Origin of the sequence: Planctobacterium marinum (assembly GCF_020687805.1) — a bacterium.
Classification (GTDB): Bacteria; Pseudomonadota; Gammaproteobacteria; order Enterobacterales; family Alteromonadaceae; genus Planctobacterium; species Planctobacterium marinum.
Genome location: NZ_JAJEWQ010000002.1, coordinates 140,254 through 157,445, shown reverse-complemented (window position 1 = coordinate 157,445; position 17,192 = coordinate 140,254). Strand labels below are relative to the sequence as shown.

Sequence of the window (17,192 nt, the reverse complement as noted above, 5' to 3'; positions counted from 1 at the left end):
AACTAACGCTGTTATATAACAAGCAGACAATGCGACAAGCTACTTTGCTATTTTATGTTTTGCATTGATATAAAAAGTATTAACTTTTTTGACCCAATTTATGTCATTCATATTCGGCCACTTGTCTTTGTAAAATGATGGCGCGGCTTTGAGACGCCCAACTTCAATATCTAATACAAATCGTTTATCGATATTGTTAAAGCCGATTGCGCTCCATGGAATAGCCGAAAGCTTTTCGCCCATTCCCCAAAAACCTCCGAAGGACATCACCGCATAAATGGTTTTGCCACTTTTTGTGTCTATCATTAATTCCTTTAGCTTTCCCAGTTTCTGGTCATCTTTATTGCGTACTTCACTACTGGTAAGAACGCTTAAAGGTTGAATATTAATAACTGCATCGCTTGCGGTTGTCTCTGCTTTTTTGTCTATGACAGGTAGCGCCATAAATTTCTCCAGTGCATATAATTGCGAGTTAAATATCATTCTCCAACCCGATTAGATTACAGCTTCATTATCGTAGCTTGCGAATCAATCAAGTGGATTGGCATATTCTAAATGAAATGAGCTGGATTTCTGTTCGTTATACCTCATAGCGTCACATTTTATTCATCCCCAGACAAAGACTACAATCTAAGCCACTCTTAATATCAGCGAATTGCTTGAATTAGACAGAGGGAGGGACATTCTTACCTCCAATGTTCGCTATCGAACCTACACAAACCAAAATCTATATTACGCTGGTCATTCTAATAAAGAACGAAAGTTATTCATGTTGGCTGAAAATGCATGATGGAAACAATCTACTGCAGGCAATATTGAATGATGTATGGAGACGTAAAATCAGGGATACAGCGCTATTGACTCCCCTTATGGTCCAAACAACATTACCAATATAGGGAAACACCGTTCTGCATTACTGACAAATGGCCGTATGAGTTTTTTTACCTTAAAGACATACAAAAACAACTTTCCTCCAAACTAGTTCAGGGAATTTGTTACGAAGTCCGTCTGACTCGATCTGAATAAATAGATTCGTTTAACTATGCGCGGAGTGACTAAAATATTATTCGATTAGTCCCAGGTGAAATACATAAGCCCCCATTATTCGAGATTAGGCAAAAGAACTACAAGGACAACAAGATTCCACTCATGACACACAGTAACGGATGAACATAAAGCGAACAGAGCAGCCACAAAATTAATGCAGAAAACAATCAAATACAGAAAGCTGTCCTAGTCATCAGTGCAAACGATATTCTTGATCACGCCATGCCTTATCAATATAGCAATCTATAGATTGCCATCAATAACAACAGAATATAAGCCCAAATAATGTCAAAGATAACTAAAGAGCCTGAACACTATGAGGATTAAAAAGCTGACTAAATGGTTAGTTGCGGATACCAGAGGGCATTCAGCTCAATTACCTCAATCCCCCATAGATTGGTTGAGTCATCCTCTTGGCCGCTTTTTTAAGATAGAAGCAGCCGCCGGACTGGTGTTGTTGTTTTTTACTTTATTAGCGCTTTATCTGGCTAATTCTCCATTGGGTCCAGATTTTATGGAACTGTGGAGTACTTCAATTGGTATCAATTTGGGTGATGTTGAATTTAAGAGGTCTTTGCACGACTGGATAAATGATGCTGTGATGACCCTATTTTTTTTCTTGATAGCTCTGGAGCTAAAACGCGAGTTAGTGTTGGGGGAATTGCGAAAACCCCGCCTAGCCATGTTATCTGTTTCAGCAGCATTAGGCGGAATGATTGTTCCTGCAGGGTTCTACCTTTTTCTCCAATCAGGTGAAATAGGACAGCAAGGCTGGGGAACGGTTATGGCAACGGATACGGCTTTTGTTATTGGTTGTCTGGCGTTACTTGGCAGGCGAATTCCAAAAAGTTTACGTGTTTTTATGTTGTCTTTAGCCATTGTGGATGATCTGGGAGCGATTATTGTCGTTGCTTTAGGTTATGGTAAGCAACTTGACCTTGTTTATATTGTTATTGCGCTGATAGGCTTCGTAATGATCAAAGTTATGTCGATGATCGGAATTCGCAGTACTGCTTTGTTTTTTATTGGCGGCAGCTTAGTATGGCTAATGGTTGATGCTTCAGGTATACACCCCACGGTTACAGGTGTGGTATTAGGATTAATGACCCCAACGATCAAGTGGGTAAGTGATGACCGATTGCAGATTATTATGGATTCTGTAGTTGCCTATCCGCCTGGTGACCTTTGGACTGACAACAATGTTAATCGTAAAGTATTGAAAACCGCGGAAGCTGCGGTTCGCGAAGCTCTCTCGCCAGTTGAGCGACTAGAGTTTGTTCTGCATCCTTGGGTTGGTTTTGTTGTTATGCCATTGTTTGCGTTCTCCAATGCAGGTATCCCCTTAACGATGGCTGACCTCCCAGCATCTATCAGTACAGCTGTTTTTATCGGTTTTGTGCTAGGCAAACCGATAGGAGTATGCTTGTTTAGTTGGCTTGCTGTGCGCTTAAAGGTAGCCGTGCTGCCACCAGATTTGCCCTGGTTGATGATTGCAGGTGGGGGCATGCTGGCAGGCATTGGTTTTACCATGGCTATGTTTATTGCCAACCTGGCTTTTAGTGCTGAACACATAAATGCCGCGAAATTAGGCATATTATCTGCATCCGTGGTTTCCGCACTAATTGGTTTGACTGTATTGTGGGTTGCGACTCGTTGTGAAAATCCTACACGCGATGATTTTAATGAGCAGGCAAAGCCAAATTAACATTAAAAAATCGATGAAAATCCAGAAGCAACCTGGAAAAATTTATAATGCTGATGAAATAGCTGAGTTGTATAGGCTTTGTAAAGAAAATAAAGAAACAGGGATTAAAAAAAGAGATATTAAAAAAGGCCCGTGCGTACTTAGAAAAGTAGTTAGCTTGAGGTACGCCTTCATTATCTACAACAGGGACTGCTGGTCTGTTCTTTCTGTATATTAGATGTTCATCCGAATAGTTTTTTTTGCACGTAACAATAAGCCTCGCTCAAAGCGCAACCAAGCCAATCAATGATTTACAGAATCAATTAAACCATTCAGGCTGAAGTCTTACGGCGTGTATGACTATCGTATAATCCATTCGGCTTTCTGGGTATTGAAGAGCGTTGCGGTATCATTCGTATTTACCGTATTGAGTGTTCAGAAGGGCAAAAATCAGCCAGCTTATAATCATCCACACCACAAGGAGTAGTTCGAGATAACTCAGGTCAAAGAAGTCAGTCTACAGCCATGAAAGGCAGACGTTCTTGGTGTCAATTTGGACTTGAAGAAAACATGAATTGCGGAAGCAATATTCACGACAACGCAGTTACCAAGCGCTTTTTCAGTTACTTAAACGCGAGTGAATTAAGAAAAAACACACTAAACAGGCAAGAAGCAAGAAGTGATTGCTTTTTTAGCGGCACTTTAAACCTAAAGTTAAAGATTGCATTCAAAAGAATTGAATTTGACTCACAATGATTTGGGCGATTTACTCGGAATCCGACGGAATACAGTGACAGGTTTTGCTAATGCGCTGCAAACAGAGGGGGTTATCAGATATAACAGGGGCCATATCATTCTTTCTTCCCAGTCAGCTCAAATAAGGGCCTCTTGTGAGTGTTATGAGGATGAAAAAAGCCATCATGAGGACTTTTCCAAAAATCATGGCCAATTGGCGATATGGAACTTGAGGTGCTGTAAATGTTTCCAAATTCCGAAGTATTGATTGTATTATTTGGGTACTTTTTAAATAACTTCCCATATGTGCGTCAAATAACTTCCCATATGTGCGTCAAATAACTTCCCATATGTGCGCCAGCGCACATACTCAAAGTGCGTTTTAGTATAAGTTTGTACTCTTTGGTAGCACATTGAATAGGCGAATTGGATTTTTTGTGAATTTTGATCGAATTGCAACTATCCAGAGCTTTGTCCCTGACGCATGAGGTATCAACAAAGAAAATAGAACATTAAGGATATGCGAGGAAAATGAATGAACCAACAGTCAATAGACTTTTAAATGGGCTATCAGAAGACAGCAAAAAGAGGATATTTAAATATTTAAAACGAGCCAACTTACCGCTTGGGAAAGTGTTGTTTGAGTCTGGACAGGCAGTATCATGTGTCACATTCCCTGCAAATTGCATTGTATCATTGTTAAATTACACCGTTGATGGTGCGAGCGCAGAGATTTCTGTGGTGGGTAATGAGGGGGTAGTTGGTATTGCTGTATTTATGGGAGGTGAAAGTACCCCTAACAGAGCTGTTGTGCAGAGCGCAGGATGGGCGTGGCAATTACCCGCTCAAATATTGAGAGAGGAATTTAACGGTTGCCAACATACAAGAATGATGTTGTTACGCTATACCCAGGCACTAATTGCTCAAATGGCACAAACAGCAATATGTAACCGTCACCACAGCATCGATCAGCAATTGTGTCGTTGGTTGTTATTGTCACTGGATAGATTAACAGGAAATAAACTAACAATGACCCAAGAACTGATTGCTAATATGCTGGGTGTGCGTCGTGAGGGGGTAACTGAAGCGGCAGGTAAACTTCAAAAACTTGGAATCATTCATTATAAACGCGGGCACATTGAAGTATTAGATAGAGTAAAGCTTCTGACGCTTTGTTGCGAGTGTTATGAAGTGGTTAAACACGAAACAGACAGGTTAGAAGCGTATTAAATAGAACATTTCGAAAATTCATTAGCTACATGTTAGCCGTATGGTGTCCACTTAGTAACTTCTTGCTATCGCACCTCTCCTAACGATTATTCGTAACACAAAAGGAGTGATTGCAATGACAAATGACAATAATCCCTCAGGTGATCCGTGGCGTAAGCCACAAAACTCACCACCCGATCTGGATCAACTAATAAAATCTATGATTAATCGTTTGAAATCGGTCTTACCCGGTGGACAATGGGGGGGGATTAAGTTTGTCTTGTTGGTAATTCTGATAGTCGTTACTGGCTGGCATTCTGTTTATACGGTCCCTAGCGACTCTGTTGCTGTTGTTTTACGCTTTGGTAAATATGTTGGTCAAACTACTCCGGGACTTCATTTTAAGTTTCCATTTTTCATTGACGTTGTACGTGTGGTTCCGGTTAAACGTCAGTTAAAACAAGAATTTGGCTTTTTAACGCGTAACACTGCTGATAGGGTCGTATCGTCCCGCAATAGTGACATGGAAGAAACCATTCGCAAGTTTAACTCTCAGAACGAAACTCAAATGGTCACTGGGGACTTAAATGCGGCCTTGGTTGAATGGGTCGTCCAATATCGTATATCAGATCCTGTGAAATACCTCTTTGAGGTTCGACAGCCGGGTGAAACTTTGCGTTACGTTTCAGAATCGATAATGCGTGAAGTTGTAGGGGATAGGACTGTCGATGAGGTAATCACCATTGGTCGCCAGGAAATAGAATTCATTGCATTACTTAAAATGCAGGAGACATCGACGAAATATGCCATGGGTTTGAGTATTGATCAGGTGCAATTGAAAAACATTAATCCTCCAAATCAGGTGCAGGAATCGTTTAATGAGGTTAATCAAGCCCAACAAGAGAAAGAAAAGTTAATCAATGAGGCTCGAAGGGACTACAACAAAGTAATCCCTCTAGCTGAAGGAGAGAAAGATCAGCGGATTAGAGAGGCTGACGGTTATCGACTTAGACGCGTTAATGAAGCTTTAGGTGATACCGCAAGATTCAATGTGATGTTGAGTGAATACTTGAATGCCCCAGAGGTAACCAAGAGGAGAATATACATTGAAACAATGCAAAAAGCCCTGCCTCATGTAAAACAAAAAATTATTTGGGACAGCGAAGTGAACGGCGTTTTACCGTTTTTGGACCTTAACAAAAAAGTGAATATGCCTGATGGAAAATAAACGTAAAGTCACCCTCGTTATAAGTTTTTTTATAGTTTCTGTCGTTATCATAGTGAAAAGTACTTTCTATACCGTATCAGAAATAGAGCAAGTCATTATTACGCAGTTTGGTAAACCCATTGGCGAGCCTATCGATAAAGCCGGTTTAAAAGTTAAACTTCCCTTTATTCAGGAAGTCAACGCTATTGAAAAAAGGGTTCTTGAATGGGATGGCAACCCGTCAGATATGCCAACCAAAGATAAATTATACATTTCAGTCGATCTTTTTGCCCGTTGGCGAATTGTTGACCCATTGCAATATTTCCTGCGGTTGCGGGACGAGATGAGCGCCCAATCTAGGCTTGATGATATTTTGGGAAGTGAGACAAGAAACGCCGTTGCGAAACATAAGCTCATTGAAATTATCAGAACAACTAAAGATCGCATTCCTGAACGTGAACAAATAACCATTGGTGTCGAAAATTCACCTACAATTGGAAAGCTGGTTCCAATTCAAAAAGGTAGAAAAGTAATTGAATCAGAAATATTGAAGGCTGCAGCGAATAAAGTAGAAGTATTTGGCATTGAATTGCTAGATATTCGTTTTAAGCGAATCAATTACAATGCAAGCGTAAAACCCAAAATATATGATCGAATGATTAGCGAGAGGCGTCAAATAGCTGAACGATTTTTGGCAGAAGGTAAAGGTGAAGCTGCCAGAATACTGGGGGATAGAGTACGAGAGCTTAGCCGAATTCAGTCTGAAGCCTACCAAAAAGTTGAAGAAATTCGTGGCGAAGCTGATGCCACAGCTGCAAAAATTTATTCCGCATCGTACAACAAAAGTCCAGAGGCTAAATCATTTTTTAAGTTTACGCGTGCCATGACTGCTTATAGCGAGATAATTGACCAGGATACTTTGTTACTCATGTCTTCAGACAGTGAAATGTACAAACATTTAAAGGGCATTGAACTCGGTGAGCTTAGCCATGTTAATTAATAAGACCTTAATTCATTTGAGAAAGCCATTATCAACTTTTCAAATTAACCAAAGACTATTCTAAGGAAAATGTATGAATGATGAAGAAGAGCAGAGCATAATGTCACATTATGGTATATCACGGTCAATTGAAACGGTTTATCATTTTCAAGGGCACAAATATCAAAAATTAGACGATGCTATTGCCTATGCAAAAATTATCGAAAGTCAATTTCGCAAAGTCAATAATTGTGACTCTGAACAGCTATAAAATACGATTTATTTGAGTTACCTTTCAGCCTCTTAAATTACGTAAGCTGTTCTTCTATCAAAGAGTGCGACTGATAGAGCTAGTAGTTTAATTCCAAAGGGACCTTGGCGGTTATACTTCGCTAATTTGTCCAGTCAAAGTAGATCCGGCGAGTTTTTAACTGAAGCGTAGCTCAGATTTGAACTACGCCAGTATATTTACATACTTATGCTGAAATCGACAGACATCTAAACTATCGCCAGGTTGCCTTTATCTTCCAGCCAGTCTTTGCGTTCTGAGGAACGCTTTTTGGCCAGCAGCATATCCATTAGCTCCAGCATCTGCTGGGCGTCATCGACGGTGAGTTGCACCAGGCGACGGGTGTTGGGGTCCATGGTGGTTTCCCGAAGCTGAATAGGATTCATCTCACCAAGACCTTTGAAGCGCTGGACGTTAACTTTGCCCTTTTTCTTTTCGGCCTGAATGCGATCTAACACCCCTTCTTTTTCGCCTTCATCCAGGGCGTAAAACACTTCTTTACCTACATCTATGCGGTACAGAGGCGGCATAGCCACATAGACATGTCCGGCATTTACCAGGGCGCGGAAGTGTTTCACGAATAAAGCACACAACAATGTGGCAATGTGCAATCCATCGGAGTCGGCATCAGCCAGAATACAGACCTTGTCGTAGCGCAATCCGCTTAAATCTTCGCTGTCGGGGTCAATACCCAGCGCCACGGAGATATCGTGAATTTCCTGGGAAGCGAGCACCTGAGAGGAATCCACCTCCCAACTGTTGAGAATTTTACCGCGCAGTGGCATTACTGCCTGAAATTCTTTATCTCTGGCCTGTTTCGCTGAACCACCAGCAGAATCCCCTTCCACCAGAAACAGTTCTGAGCGGCTGGTATCCTGGGTGGTACAGTCGGTAAGCTTACCAGGCAGTGCCGGACCTGAAGTGATTTTTTTACGGGCCACTTTTTTGCTTTGGCGCAAGCGTCGCTGGGCATTGGCGATAAAGAATTCCGCCAGAGACTCGGCGATGTCAGTGTGTGAGTTTAGCCACAGTGAAAACGCATCTTTTACGACTCCGGACACAAAGGCCGATGCCTGACGCGATGACAGGCGTTCTTTGGTTTGTCCGGCAAACTGCGGATCCTGCATTTTTGTCGACAGGATATAACTACACTTGTCCCAGATATCTTCCGGGGTCAGTTTTACGCCGCGCGGCAGAATATTGCGAAACTCGCAAAACTCCCGCATAGCTTCCAGTAAGCCCTGGCGTAAACCATTGACGTGAGTACCCCCCTGCGCGGTGGGGATCAGGTTAACATAGCTTTCGTTGACCACTTCGCCGCCTTCGGGTAGCCAGACTACGGCCCAGTCTGCCGCTTCATTATTGCCGGAAAACTGGCCCACAAAAGGTTCGTCTTCAGGCAGGCAAATATATTCTTTGGCAGACTGCATCAGGTAATCGCGCAGTCCATCGGCAAATTGCCACTCGATTGTTTCTTTAGTGATTTTGTTGTCGAAGCGGATCTTCAGACCAGGGCAAAGCACAGCTTTGGCGCGCAAGATATGGCACATCTTACTGACCGAAAATTTCGCAGAATCAAAATAAGAGGCATCGGGCCAAAAACGCACCCGGGTGCCGGTATTGCGCTTACCGCAGGTGTCAATAATTTCCAGTTCTTCCACCTTGTTGCCATGCTCAAAGGCGATGGCGTAGACGTTACCGTCGCGTCGTACATTTACTTCGACCCGGCTGGACAAGGCGTTAACCACGGAGATACCCACACCGTGCAAACCACCGGAGAACTGGTAGTTCTTGTTGGAGAATTTGCCACCGGCATGCAGTTTAGTCATGATCAATTCGACACCTGAAATGCCTTCTTCCGGGTGGATATCTACCGGCATTCCCCGACCATCGTCGATAACTTCCAGCGACTGATCTTCGTGCAAAATCACCTTGATGCTGTCGGCGTGTCCGGCCAGCGCTTCATCAACACTGTTATCGATTACTTCCTGGCCCAAATGGTTTGGGCGAGTGGTGTCGGTGTACATGCCGGGGCGACGTTGTACTGGTTCCAGTCCGTTGAGGACTTCAATGGCTTCAGCGTTATATTGTTCTGACATGCGAATTGATCTTTCTTATAATTATGTGGCTAATACTTGACCTGTAAACTCACTGAAATCACAGGCCATCTGCTTGTTACCAAGCCTTGCTTCCGATACTACCAATGTTTAATCAAACAAAAAACGGAAAATATCAGGTAAAAAACGCTCATAGCCCTGAAAGGCATGATCACCGCCCTGCTCAATGGTGAACTTTGCTCCCCGGTACTTGGTTTCAGCCTCACGGTAGTCCAGCGTCTCATCGTCAGTTTGCAACAACACCCAATAGTTTTCCGGGGTCGTGGGCACCTTGCTGTACATGCTGAGCAATTGCTGCATATGCTCAGCCGTTAAGGTAAATTTTTCATTGGTATAGGGATGCTGATGTTCACCGAGGTAATCAGACAGTACTTCATGAGGTTTTGCAGCCGGATTGATCAGTACCGCTTTTGCCTGGCATTGCTCCATTAAATAAGTACTGAGAAATCCGCCCAGGGAGCTGCCGACAAAACCTAACCGGGCATCGGCATAGGTTTGCAGTAACTCATCAAGGAAGCGTTTAGCTTCCTCAGGATAATAAGGCAATTGTGGGCACACAAAGGTAATATCAGGATGATGCGCTTGCCAGTATGCCTGGGTGGCCTGCGCTTTAACTGAGGCGGGTGAGCTTAAAAATCCGTGTAAATAGATGAGAACCTGCTTCAAAATGGCTCCTTATGAGTGACTGACTGATAGGGTTCAGGCGCAATTACACCGTGGAATCAGCTTGCTGCTTAAGGCAAAACAGCAACCATTCGGCCAAAAACAAATTGACCATTTCTTTTTCATTTTTCTGGTGCATTTTTTTGTTGGGATAGTGATAACTGGGCTGAATCGCCGCCACATTCTGACTACTCAACACTTCGGCCATGCGGGCATCATGATAGATACGCACCTTCATCACTGGCTTCATCCATTTTGGTAATGAATCGCCCAATTGCCGAATCTCGATTGTGGTGGTGTAGCGGCTGGCTTCCAGAATAGAAAGCTTGTAGCGCAAATCTGCACCATCACCAAATTCATAGGTCAGACTTTCGGTATCACAGTCGGGTAGCAGTTTTAAAATACGCGCATAATTACCCTCGCATATTGCGTGCAACCCTTTCAGGTTTGGGACGTATTTTCTTTTTGTAGCTGCTGCGAAATCCATAGTTCTGACCTTTGTACCTCTGGGAAAACTTGACGACTGGCCCCTTGTTATACCTTATGTGCAGGTAGCTTTTCCAATAGTTCTTGTTTATTTAGAAAGAACCACTGCAGGGCAATAATGGTAGCGGAGTTGTCAAATTCTCCGGCATTGAGTAACTGTTTTACCTGCGTTTCAGCGATGCGATGCACCAAAATATCTTCATCTTCATCGTCCAGACCATGAATGCCCTGCGCTGACTCAGCATTAACAATGCCAAGGTACAGGTAGAGCCGCTCTGTGGTGCCACCGGGGCTGGGCAGATAATCTGTTAATGGGAGCAAAGCGTCTACTTTCAACCCGGCTTCTTCTTCCGCTTCGCGTAAACACACGTCTTCAGGCGTTTCTCCGGCATCAATCATGCCCGCAACAATCTCCAGCAGCCAGGGCTTTTTCGAGGTGGGCAACGCCCCCACTCGGAACTGCTCAATCATCACAAATTCGCGTCTTATTGGATCATACGGCAACATGGCCACAGCATGGCCTCTGCCCAACACTTCGCGCTGAATCCAGTTGCTCCATCCACCTGCGAATAATTTATGTCGTAATTTATAGTTGAAAACAGTAAAAAAACCTTCAAATTTAGGTTCCTGATGCTCAATTTCGACATCAGCGTCTGAAAACCGGTGCCAGTTAGTCAAAAAAACCTCCTCGTTTTTAGCCTGGAAGTGGCAAAGACTAACACGGGACAAAGGTTACAGACGAAAATATTCTGTTACACTTGCTAAAACACTGTTACTGCAAAGCAGTTGGGGTTTGGCTGAAGGTTAAGTAAACTGCCAGCCAGAAAAATAATAGGGGTTGCTTTGCCTGTTCTGTTGAATTTTGGGTGACAGATAGCTCCGGTAAACGGGAATTGGACTACGTCTGCAGCCAATACTTGCTGCGCAATAAATAGGAACGCACATGAAAAAAACACTCTTGTCCATCATGATGGGAATAGGACTTGTCGGCACTGCCAGCGCCGAAGATTTGTTACAAGTCTACCAACAAGCTTTACAGAACGACCCGGCCACCCTGCAATCGCTTGCAAATAAGGACGCCGCTTATTCTGGCATTAATCAAAACAGAGCCAGTTTGCTGCCTCAGATCAGTCTGGAATTAAGCGCTTCCAGAACCAATGGCGACAACCATCGTGAAACCAACGATGTTGCAGTGAACTTTACCCAATCGATTTGGGATTACTCAAACTGGAAAAACCTGGATCGCGCAGAACTGGTAGCCTCACGGGCCGATGCCAACTATGGCTTTGCCAAGCAAGATCTCATTGTTCGCACAGTAACGGCCTATTTCAATGTGTTGCAGGCACAGGATGACTTAGAGTTCGCCAAAGCAGAAAAACGCGCCATCGAACGCCAGTTAGAACAAACCAAACAACGTTTTGAAGTGGGATTAACGGCCATTACCGATGTTCACGAAGCGCAGGCACAGTTTGATACTGCGGTTGCCAGTGAGATCAGCGCCCAAAACAACGTCGAAATTACCTTAGAAGCGCTTAGAGAAATCACAAACAATTACCACGCGTCCATCGATCCGCTGAACACGGATACTTTCAGCGCCAGTATGCCGGCCCCGGCCGACATTAACGCCTGGGTTAGTCAGGCCGAAGATCGCAATCTACAGTTGTTGGCGTCGAAAATCGGTGTTGATATTGCCAAAGAAGATATCGATATTGCCAAAAATGGTCATTACCCAACGGTGGGTTTACGGGGCCAGTACAACTCCAATGACACTGACGGCCAATCTGCAGATGCCAGTAACACAGGTACTTCTGATGGCCGGTTTAATACCAGCTATGTAGAACTGACCGTCAACGTCCCTATTTACTCAGGTGGCGGTACCTCTGCAGCGGTTGACACCGCACGCCATGAATTTATTGCCACCAGCGAAGATCGCGAACGGGTATATCGTTCCGTGGTGCGCAATGTGCGCTCAAACTATTTCGACGTCACCGCCGCTATTTCTCGCATTAAAGCGTTGAATCAGGCAGTGGTTTCTGCCGAAAGCGCTTTGAAAGCCACCGAGGCGGGCTTTGAGGTAGGTACCCGTACTATTGTTGACGTGCTGCAAAGTACACGTAACCTGTACGATGCAAAACGTAATCTTGCTGGCGCCCGCTATGGGTACATTACCAGTATACTGAGCCTGAAACAGGCTGCCGGTACACTGACTGAGCAAGATGTGGCAGACATCAACAACGGTTTGAAATAGCCCAGGAAAGCAACCCCTAAAACGCAAAAAGGATGGCACTGCCATCCTTTTTTGTATGCAAATCTAAACCCGTGTTGCAGTGTTTTCAATTACGCACTTTCAGATAATCACGTACACACTCTAAGTCGATAATCACGTCTTCCAGAGAGTGACTAATATGCGCTACCTGATCTTCACCCCGGGGCATTTCTGAAAGGTTCGAGGCAATGGTTCCCAGCTTTTGTTGCAATTCTTCAATCAGCATTTGCGGAGTCATGTTGAGTTTCCTGTCAGTCATAATTATTTTAGATTCACCTGGCACTGGCTATACTACGTTGCCAATACAGAAAAAGATTTGGTAAAAAACTTAATCATTTGTAAGACATCAGCCACAAATCAGATTATAGAAAGTGTCTCTGACAAACAGGAGCACTATTCACCGGCTCTGTGAAGTCATTCACAAACTTATTCTGATAAGCCTGAGTCTGACCTTATGAATTGGCTTGCTGGCTGGCAGATTTAAAATTCTCCACCATTTGTTGAAACGCCAATAACAAGGCTGCGCCATCTTTGTGAGTGCCGTGTTTACCGCCTAACTCACCAAATAATTGCATAGCCTGAATTTGAAAATATTCCTGATGCGACATCATGCCATTCCCCTGCATTAAACTACCGGAACTACTCTCTGTATCGGCATCAATGGGAAAAGCTTGCGGGAAAAATAACCGTTAAATTGTGAACAATTTAACGTTTGCGGTTAATTTGCTGGTTCAGCGCTTCAAAATGGCTTACCACCTGTCGCAACTGACGGCTGATCCGTCTGACATCCTTTAAGCCAACCGGCGACTGCGCCAATGACTCTACCAATCTACCCACATCCTGACGTAATGTTTGAATATTTGAAACCGTACTACTCATCTCGATTAAAAATCACATTGTTGAATTTTTGAAAGTTTAGTGCATTTTTTTGTGGATGCGAGAATTTTTTACCAGATTAATAAAAATTTTCCCATCATCACACCGGCCACTGCTACATCGCCGCAGCAATGACCTTCACATAATACAGCACCCCGGCGAAAAAGAACTCCACCGCAATCAGCATCATGATCAAGCCCATCAGTCGCATCATAACGTTAGCGCCGGTTTTACCCAGCACCCGCAAAACACTCTCACCAATGGTAAAAACCACCGCCGTTGCCACACAGGCGGCAAAAATCCCAAGTACCACATTAACCTGCTGCATTGCCGTATTGGCCTCCTGCATAAACAGGGTCACCATAGTAATAGCACCCGGGCCACAGATCATGGGTATTCCCAAAGGCGTTACCGCAATATCTTTGCCGTAGTTATCATCGGATTCTTCAGGCAGCTTTTTTGGCACAGTGCGCCCACGCAACATTTCATACCCCATGATAAAAAACAAAGCGCCGCCTACCACCCGCAATGAGCTGACGTGAATACTGAAAAAATTAAAAATGGCCTGCCCTGCCAGCGCAAAGATCACCATGGCGGAAAACGCGGCGGCGGTTGACAACAAAATGACTTTGCGACGGGTTTTGATACTGAGGGATTGGGTCAAACTGATATACACCGGGATAGCGGCTATCGGGTTGATCATGGCAAGTAAGGAGGTAAAAACAAAAAGTATGTGTTCCACAGGCAGGGTTCCAGTATCCGGGTCAGTAAAAACTCATCATCTAAATGATATTCAGGCGCAGATGGTGCTATCGCTACTGCCCGCTATATTAACGAATTTCATTTGACAGTACCCAACATTTACCTATCCTATGCGCAATTTTTACCTGTTATGCCCCAGCTATGCAAATTACCGAAGTTCAAAACGTCTTTTTGCGCATTCGTTCCAATAAAATTTTCGAACTGTTTGTTATCTCAGTGATCGTGTTCTCGGCCCTGTTGGTGGGAGCGAAAACCTATAAATTACCGGACCCCTTCAATCAAATCACGCTGTTTTTAGATTGGTTTATTACCGGTTTTTTCCTGGTTGAGATTAGCATTCGTTTTCTGGCAGAAACCAAAAAGCGGTATTTTTTCAAAGACTTCTGGAATCTGTTCGACACCACAATTGTGTTGATCAGCCTGATCCCCATCGAAAACTCCGAAGCCGCGGTTATTGCCCGCCTGGTGCGCGTTTTTCGGGTATTGCGTATGGTGTCCTTTATCCCCGAACTACGTATCTTGCTCACATCGCTCATTAAAGCTTTGCCGCAGCTGGGCTATGTTATGTTATTGATGTTCATCATCTTTTATATTTATGCCGCTGTCGGCAGTACCCTGTTTTATGACATCAATCCGGAGTTGTGGGGCGATATTGCGATTTCCTTATTGACCTTGTTCAGAGTGATGACCTTTGAAGACTGGACTGATGTCATGTACGAAACCATGGCGCACTATCCCCTTAGCTGGATCTTTTACATCAGTTTTATTTTCTTCACCGCCTTTGCGTTCTTAAATATGGTGATCGGTATCGTGGTGAACGTCATGGAACAGGAACATGCCAAAGCCCGGCAGGAAGAACAGGAAGCTAATCACGAACCCAGCATTAAAGATCTGGATGAAAAGTTAACGGCGTTACAGGCGCAAATGCAAACTCTGCTGAACAATCAAAAGCGTTCTGATCCGCAATAGTTTAAAAATAAAACAGAATAAATTGGCCCCATGAGAGCATTTGAATTACAATTGCTCTCTTAACCCTGAAAAACACGCATATTTTTGCGCCTCCCGGCGCGCATTCTACCGGAAATTCTTTACATGACATCCAATACCATCAAGTTCAGTGATCTTAATTTACCCCAGCAAGTGCTGGATGCACTGGACAAAATCGGCTACGAAACCCCCTCACCTATTCAGGCGGAAGCCATTCCATTATTGAGCGAAGGTCATGACCTGATTGGTCAGGCACAAACCGGAACAGGTAAAACCGCTGCCTTTGCTCTGCCCATGTTGGCAAAAGTAAACCCTGAAATTAATCAGCCACAGCTGGTTGTTCTGGCCCCAACCCGAGAGCTGGCGATTCAGGTAGCCGAAGCATTTCAGGCCTATGCGGCATTTAGCGACCGCATTCGCATACTACCCATTTACGGTGGTTCTTCGTATGACCATCAGATCCGCCAGTTAAAACGTGGCGTACAAATTGTCGTGGGTACACCAGGTCGTGTTATCGACCATATCAAACGCAAAACATTAAGATTAGATAACGTCAGCATGTTAGTACTGGACGAAGCTGACGAAATGCTGCGCATGGGCTTTATCGATGACGTGGAATGGGTACTGGAACAGGTACCAGCCGATCGTCAGACCGCCTTGTTCTCGGCCACCATGCCACCGCAAATTCGCAAGATTGCTGATAAGTTTCTGGATGATCCAAAAACCGTAAAAATCGCCGCCAAAACCAGCACCGCTGAAAAAATACGCCAGCGCTTCTGCAAGGTATCACCTAACAACAAGTTAGAGGCACTGACGCGGGTACTGGAAGTGGAAGAATTCGACGGTGTCATTATTTTCGTGCGCACCAAGACAGCCACCACTGAGCTGGCCGACAAACTGGCGGCCCGCGGTTATGATGTTGAACCGCTCAATGGTGACATTCAGCAAAAATCACGTGAGCGCACTGTTGAGCGTTTAAAACAAGGTCAAATTGACATCCTGGTAGCTACCGACGTAGTTGCCCGTGGTCTGGATGTTGATCGCGTCAGTCACGTGATTAACTTTGACATTCCTTACGACACAGAAAGTTATGTACACCGGATTGGTCGTACTGGCCGTGCCGGTCGTGAAGGTGAGGCTATTCTGTTTATTTCACCTCGTGAAATGCGCATGTTAAAGGCCATTGAAAAAGCCACCAAACAGGCGATTGCGCCACTGCCAATTCCCAATGTCAGTGAGTTAAACGAATCTCGCCTGAGCCGTTTTAAAACCCGGGTATTTGAAGCGTTAGACGCTGAAGATCTGGAAACCTGGTCAGAAGTCATCGCGCAAATTCAGCAAGAAACCGAAGCCGGTCCGAAAGCCCTGCTTGCCGCTTTCGCCAGCCTGGCTCAAGGTGGTGAACAAATCTTCTTATCTGAAGATGACGTGCCGGAAATCAATCTGCCGGATCGCGGCGCCAGAGACAATCGTCGTGAACGCGGTCGCGATGGCGGCAGTCGCGAGCGTGGTGAACGTGGTGGTCGCGAACGCAGCCGCAATAAGCGCGATAACAAGCCTGACGAGAATATGCAACGTTACAAAATCATGGTGGGTCGTAAACACGACGTGCGCCCTGGTAGCATTGTTGGTGCCATTGCTAACGAAGCAGGCCTGGACAGTGAGTTTATCGGTGCAATAAACATTTATGATAATTTCAGTACTGTTGATCTGCCCAAAGGGATGCCCAATGAAGTTCGCGGCATTCTCAAGAAAACCCGTGTGGCCGGTCAAAAACTGGATTTAACCGAATGGCAAGATCGTCCCGAGAAGAAGTCTCGTCCACGCAATAACAGAGACTAAATATTAATAACCTTTGATTATATCTATAACCAATTAATGATTT

At 44.3% G+C, this 17,192-nt stretch carries 18 protein-coding genes; 9 read left to right on the top strand and 9 right to left on the bottom strand.

The window, feature by feature from the left end; translation table 11 throughout:
- Positions 1 to 39: 39 nt before the first annotated feature.
- On the bottom strand, positions 40 to 444 hold the full coding sequence (locus LJ740_RS06060; RefSeq protein WP_229528181.1) for a PRC-barrel domain-containing protein: 405 nt from the start codon (positions 442 to 444) through the stop codon (positions 40 to 42).
- Between the two features lie 919 nt (positions 445 to 1,363).
- On the opposite strand from LJ740_RS06060, the gene nhaA reads away from it, so the two are divergent.
- The 6 genes from nhaA (at position 1,364) to LJ740_RS06035 (ending at position 7,132) form a co-directional block, all read left to right on the top strand.
- Positions 1,364 to 2,752: a Na+/H+ antiporter NhaA gene (gene nhaA / locus LJ740_RS06055; RefSeq protein WP_229528180.1), complete on the top strand. Its 1,389-nt coding sequence runs from the start codon at positions 1,364 to 1,366 to the stop codon at positions 2,750 to 2,752.
- A gap of 700 nt (positions 2,753 to 3,452) precedes the next feature.
- Positions 3,453 to 3,734, top strand: coding sequence for a helix-turn-helix domain-containing protein (locus LJ740_RS23420; protein ID WP_407676415.1), 282 nt, complete (start codon positions 3,453 to 3,455; stop codon positions 3,732 to 3,734).
- Positions 3,735 to 3,997: 263 nt separating this feature from the next.
- Entirely contained in the window at positions 3,998 to 4,696 is a 699-nt protein-coding gene (locus LJ740_RS06050; protein ID WP_229528179.1) for a Crp/Fnr family transcriptional regulator, read from the top strand.
- Between the two features lie 115 nt (positions 4,697 to 4,811).
- Positions 4,812 to 5,903: an FtsH protease activity modulator HflK gene (gene hflK, locus LJ740_RS06045; RefSeq protein WP_229528178.1), complete on the top strand. Its 1,092-nt coding sequence runs from the start codon at positions 4,812 to 4,814 to the stop codon at positions 5,901 to 5,903.
- Positions 5,893 to 6,882, top strand: coding sequence for a protease modulator HflC (hflC, locus tag LJ740_RS06040; RefSeq protein ID WP_229528177.1), 990 nt, complete (start codon positions 5,893 to 5,895; stop codon positions 6,880 to 6,882). Before hflK ends, hflC begins: the two co-directional genes overlap by 11 nt.
- A gap of 73 nt (positions 6,883 to 6,955) precedes the next feature.
- On the top strand, positions 6,956 to 7,132 hold the full coding sequence (locus LJ740_RS06035) for a hypothetical protein (RefSeq protein ID WP_229528176.1): 177 nt from the start codon (positions 6,956 to 6,958) through the stop codon (positions 7,130 to 7,132).
- Between the two features lie 227 nt (positions 7,133 to 7,359).
- Here the strand turns inward: LJ740_RS06035 and parE are convergent, their stop codons facing one another.
- The 4 genes from parE to LJ740_RS06015 form a co-directional block, all read right to left on the bottom strand.
- Positions 7,360 to 9,249 (bottom strand): DNA topoisomerase IV subunit B, encoded by a 1,890-nt coding sequence (gene parE / locus LJ740_RS06030; protein ID WP_229528175.1) that lies wholly within the window; start codon positions 9,247 to 9,249, stop codon positions 7,360 to 7,362.
- A gap of 108 nt (positions 9,250 to 9,357) precedes the next feature.
- Complete coding sequence (locus LJ740_RS06025; protein ID WP_229528885.1) at positions 9,358 to 9,936, bottom strand: YqiA/YcfP family alpha/beta fold hydrolase; 579 nt, start codon at positions 9,934 to 9,936, stop codon at positions 9,358 to 9,360.
- 40 nt (positions 9,937 to 9,976) lie between these two features.
- The gene (locus LJ740_RS06020; protein WP_229528174.1) at positions 9,977 to 10,417 is read right to left on the bottom strand and encodes a DUF1249 domain-containing protein; all 441 of its coding nucleotides are present in this window, start codon (positions 10,415 to 10,417) and stop codon (positions 9,977 to 9,979) included.
- A 47-nt stretch (positions 10,418 to 10,464) separates the two neighbouring features.
- The gene (locus LJ740_RS06015; RefSeq protein ID WP_229528173.1) at positions 10,465 to 11,094 is read right to left on the bottom strand and encodes an NUDIX domain-containing protein; all 630 of its coding nucleotides are present in this window, start codon (positions 11,092 to 11,094) and stop codon (positions 10,465 to 10,467) included.
- 265 nt (positions 11,095 to 11,359) lie between these two features.
- On the opposite strand from LJ740_RS06015, the gene tolC reads away from it, so the two are divergent.
- On the top strand, positions 11,360 to 12,664 hold the full coding sequence (gene tolC, locus LJ740_RS06010) for an outer membrane channel protein TolC (protein ID WP_229528172.1): 1,305 nt from the start codon (positions 11,360 to 11,362) through the stop codon (positions 12,662 to 12,664).
- A gap of 85 nt (positions 12,665 to 12,749) precedes the next feature.
- Here the strand turns inward: tolC and LJ740_RS06005 are convergent, their stop codons facing one another.
- The 4 genes from LJ740_RS06005 to LJ740_RS05990 all read right to left on the bottom strand — a co-directional run bounded on the left by LJ740_RS06005 (position 12,750) and on the right by LJ740_RS05990 (position 14,300).
- Positions 12,750 to 12,920, bottom strand: a complete 171-nt coding sequence (locus LJ740_RS06005; protein WP_229528171.1) for a hypothetical protein — start codon at positions 12,918 to 12,920, stop codon at positions 12,750 to 12,752.
- A 214-nt stretch (positions 12,921 to 13,134) separates the two neighbouring features.
- Entirely contained in the window at positions 13,135 to 13,293 is a 159-nt protein-coding gene (locus LJ740_RS06000; RefSeq protein ID WP_229528170.1) for a hypothetical protein, read from the bottom strand.
- Positions 13,294 to 13,387: 94 nt separating this feature from the next.
- A complete protein-coding gene (locus tag LJ740_RS05995) occupies positions 13,388 to 13,561 on the bottom strand; it encodes a hypothetical protein (RefSeq protein WP_229528169.1) in 174 nt (57 codons plus the stop codon).
- A 112-nt stretch (positions 13,562 to 13,673) separates the two neighbouring features.
- A complete protein-coding gene (locus tag LJ740_RS05990) occupies positions 13,674 to 14,300 on the bottom strand; it encodes a MarC family protein (RefSeq protein ID WP_229528168.1) in 627 nt (208 codons plus the stop codon).
- A 161-nt stretch (positions 14,301 to 14,461) separates the two neighbouring features.
- On the opposite strand from LJ740_RS05990, the gene LJ740_RS05985 reads away from it, so the two are divergent.
- Together LJ740_RS05985 and LJ740_RS05980 are read left to right on the top strand one after the other, a co-directional pair.
- A complete protein-coding gene (locus LJ740_RS05985; RefSeq protein WP_229528167.1) occupies positions 14,462 to 15,289 on the top strand; it encodes an ion transporter in 828 nt (275 codons plus the stop codon).
- A 123-nt stretch (positions 15,290 to 15,412) separates the two neighbouring features.
- Positions 15,413 to 17,149: a DEAD/DEAH box helicase gene (locus tag LJ740_RS05980; RefSeq protein WP_229528166.1), complete on the top strand. Its 1,737-nt coding sequence runs from the start codon at positions 15,413 to 15,415 to the stop codon at positions 17,147 to 17,149.
- Positions 17,150 to 17,192 lie beyond the last annotated feature (43 nt).

Bases quoted from the DNA above. Each gene is read 5' to 3' on its own strand.
- LJ740_RS05985 (WP_229528167.1), top strand. From the start codon at position 14,462: ATGCAAATTACCGAAGTTCAAAACGTCTTTTTGCGCATTCGTTCCAAT.
- LJ740_RS05980 (WP_229528166.1), top strand. From the start codon at position 15,413: ATGACATCCAATACCATCAAGTTCAGTGATCTTAATTTACCCCAGCAA.
- LJ740_RS06035 (WP_229528176.1), top strand. From the start codon at position 6,956: ATGAATGATGAAGAAGAGCAGAGCATAATGTCACATTATGGTATATCA.
- LJ740_RS06020 (WP_229528174.1), bottom strand. From the start codon at position 10,417: ATGGATTTCGCAGCAGCTACAAAAAGAAAATACGTCCCAAACCTGAAA.
- tolC (WP_229528172.1), top strand. From the start codon at position 11,360: ATGAAAAAAACACTCTTGTCCATCATGATGGGAATAGGACTTGTCGGC.
- LJ740_RS06005 (WP_229528171.1), bottom strand. From the start codon at position 12,920: ATGACTCCGCAAATGCTGATTGAAGAATTGCAACAAAAGCTGGGAACC.
- LJ740_RS06000 (WP_229528170.1), bottom strand. From the start codon at position 13,293: ATGATGTCGCATCAGGAATATTTTCAAATTCAGGCTATGCAATTATTT.
- hflK (WP_229528178.1), top strand. From the start codon at position 4,812: ATGACAAATGACAATAATCCCTCAGGTGATCCGTGGCGTAAGCCACAA.
- parE (WP_229528175.1), bottom strand. From the start codon at position 9,249: ATGTCAGAACAATATAACGCTGAAGCCATTGAAGTCCTCAACGGACTG.
- LJ740_RS06060 (WP_229528181.1), bottom strand. From the start codon at position 444: ATGGCGCTACCTGTCATAGACAAAAAAGCAGAGACAACCGCAAGCGAT.
- LJ740_RS05995 (WP_229528169.1), bottom strand. From the start codon at position 13,561: ATGAGTAGTACGGTTTCAAATATTCAAACATTACGTCAGGATGTGGGT.
- hflC (WP_229528177.1), top strand. From the start codon at position 5,893: ATGGAAAATAAACGTAAAGTCACCCTCGTTATAAGTTTTTTTATAGTT.
- nhaA (WP_229528180.1), top strand. From the start codon at position 1,364: ATGAGGATTAAAAAGCTGACTAAATGGTTAGTTGCGGATACCAGAGGG.
- LJ740_RS06050 (WP_229528179.1), top strand. From the start codon at position 3,998: ATGAATGAACCAACAGTCAATAGACTTTTAAATGGGCTATCAGAAGAC.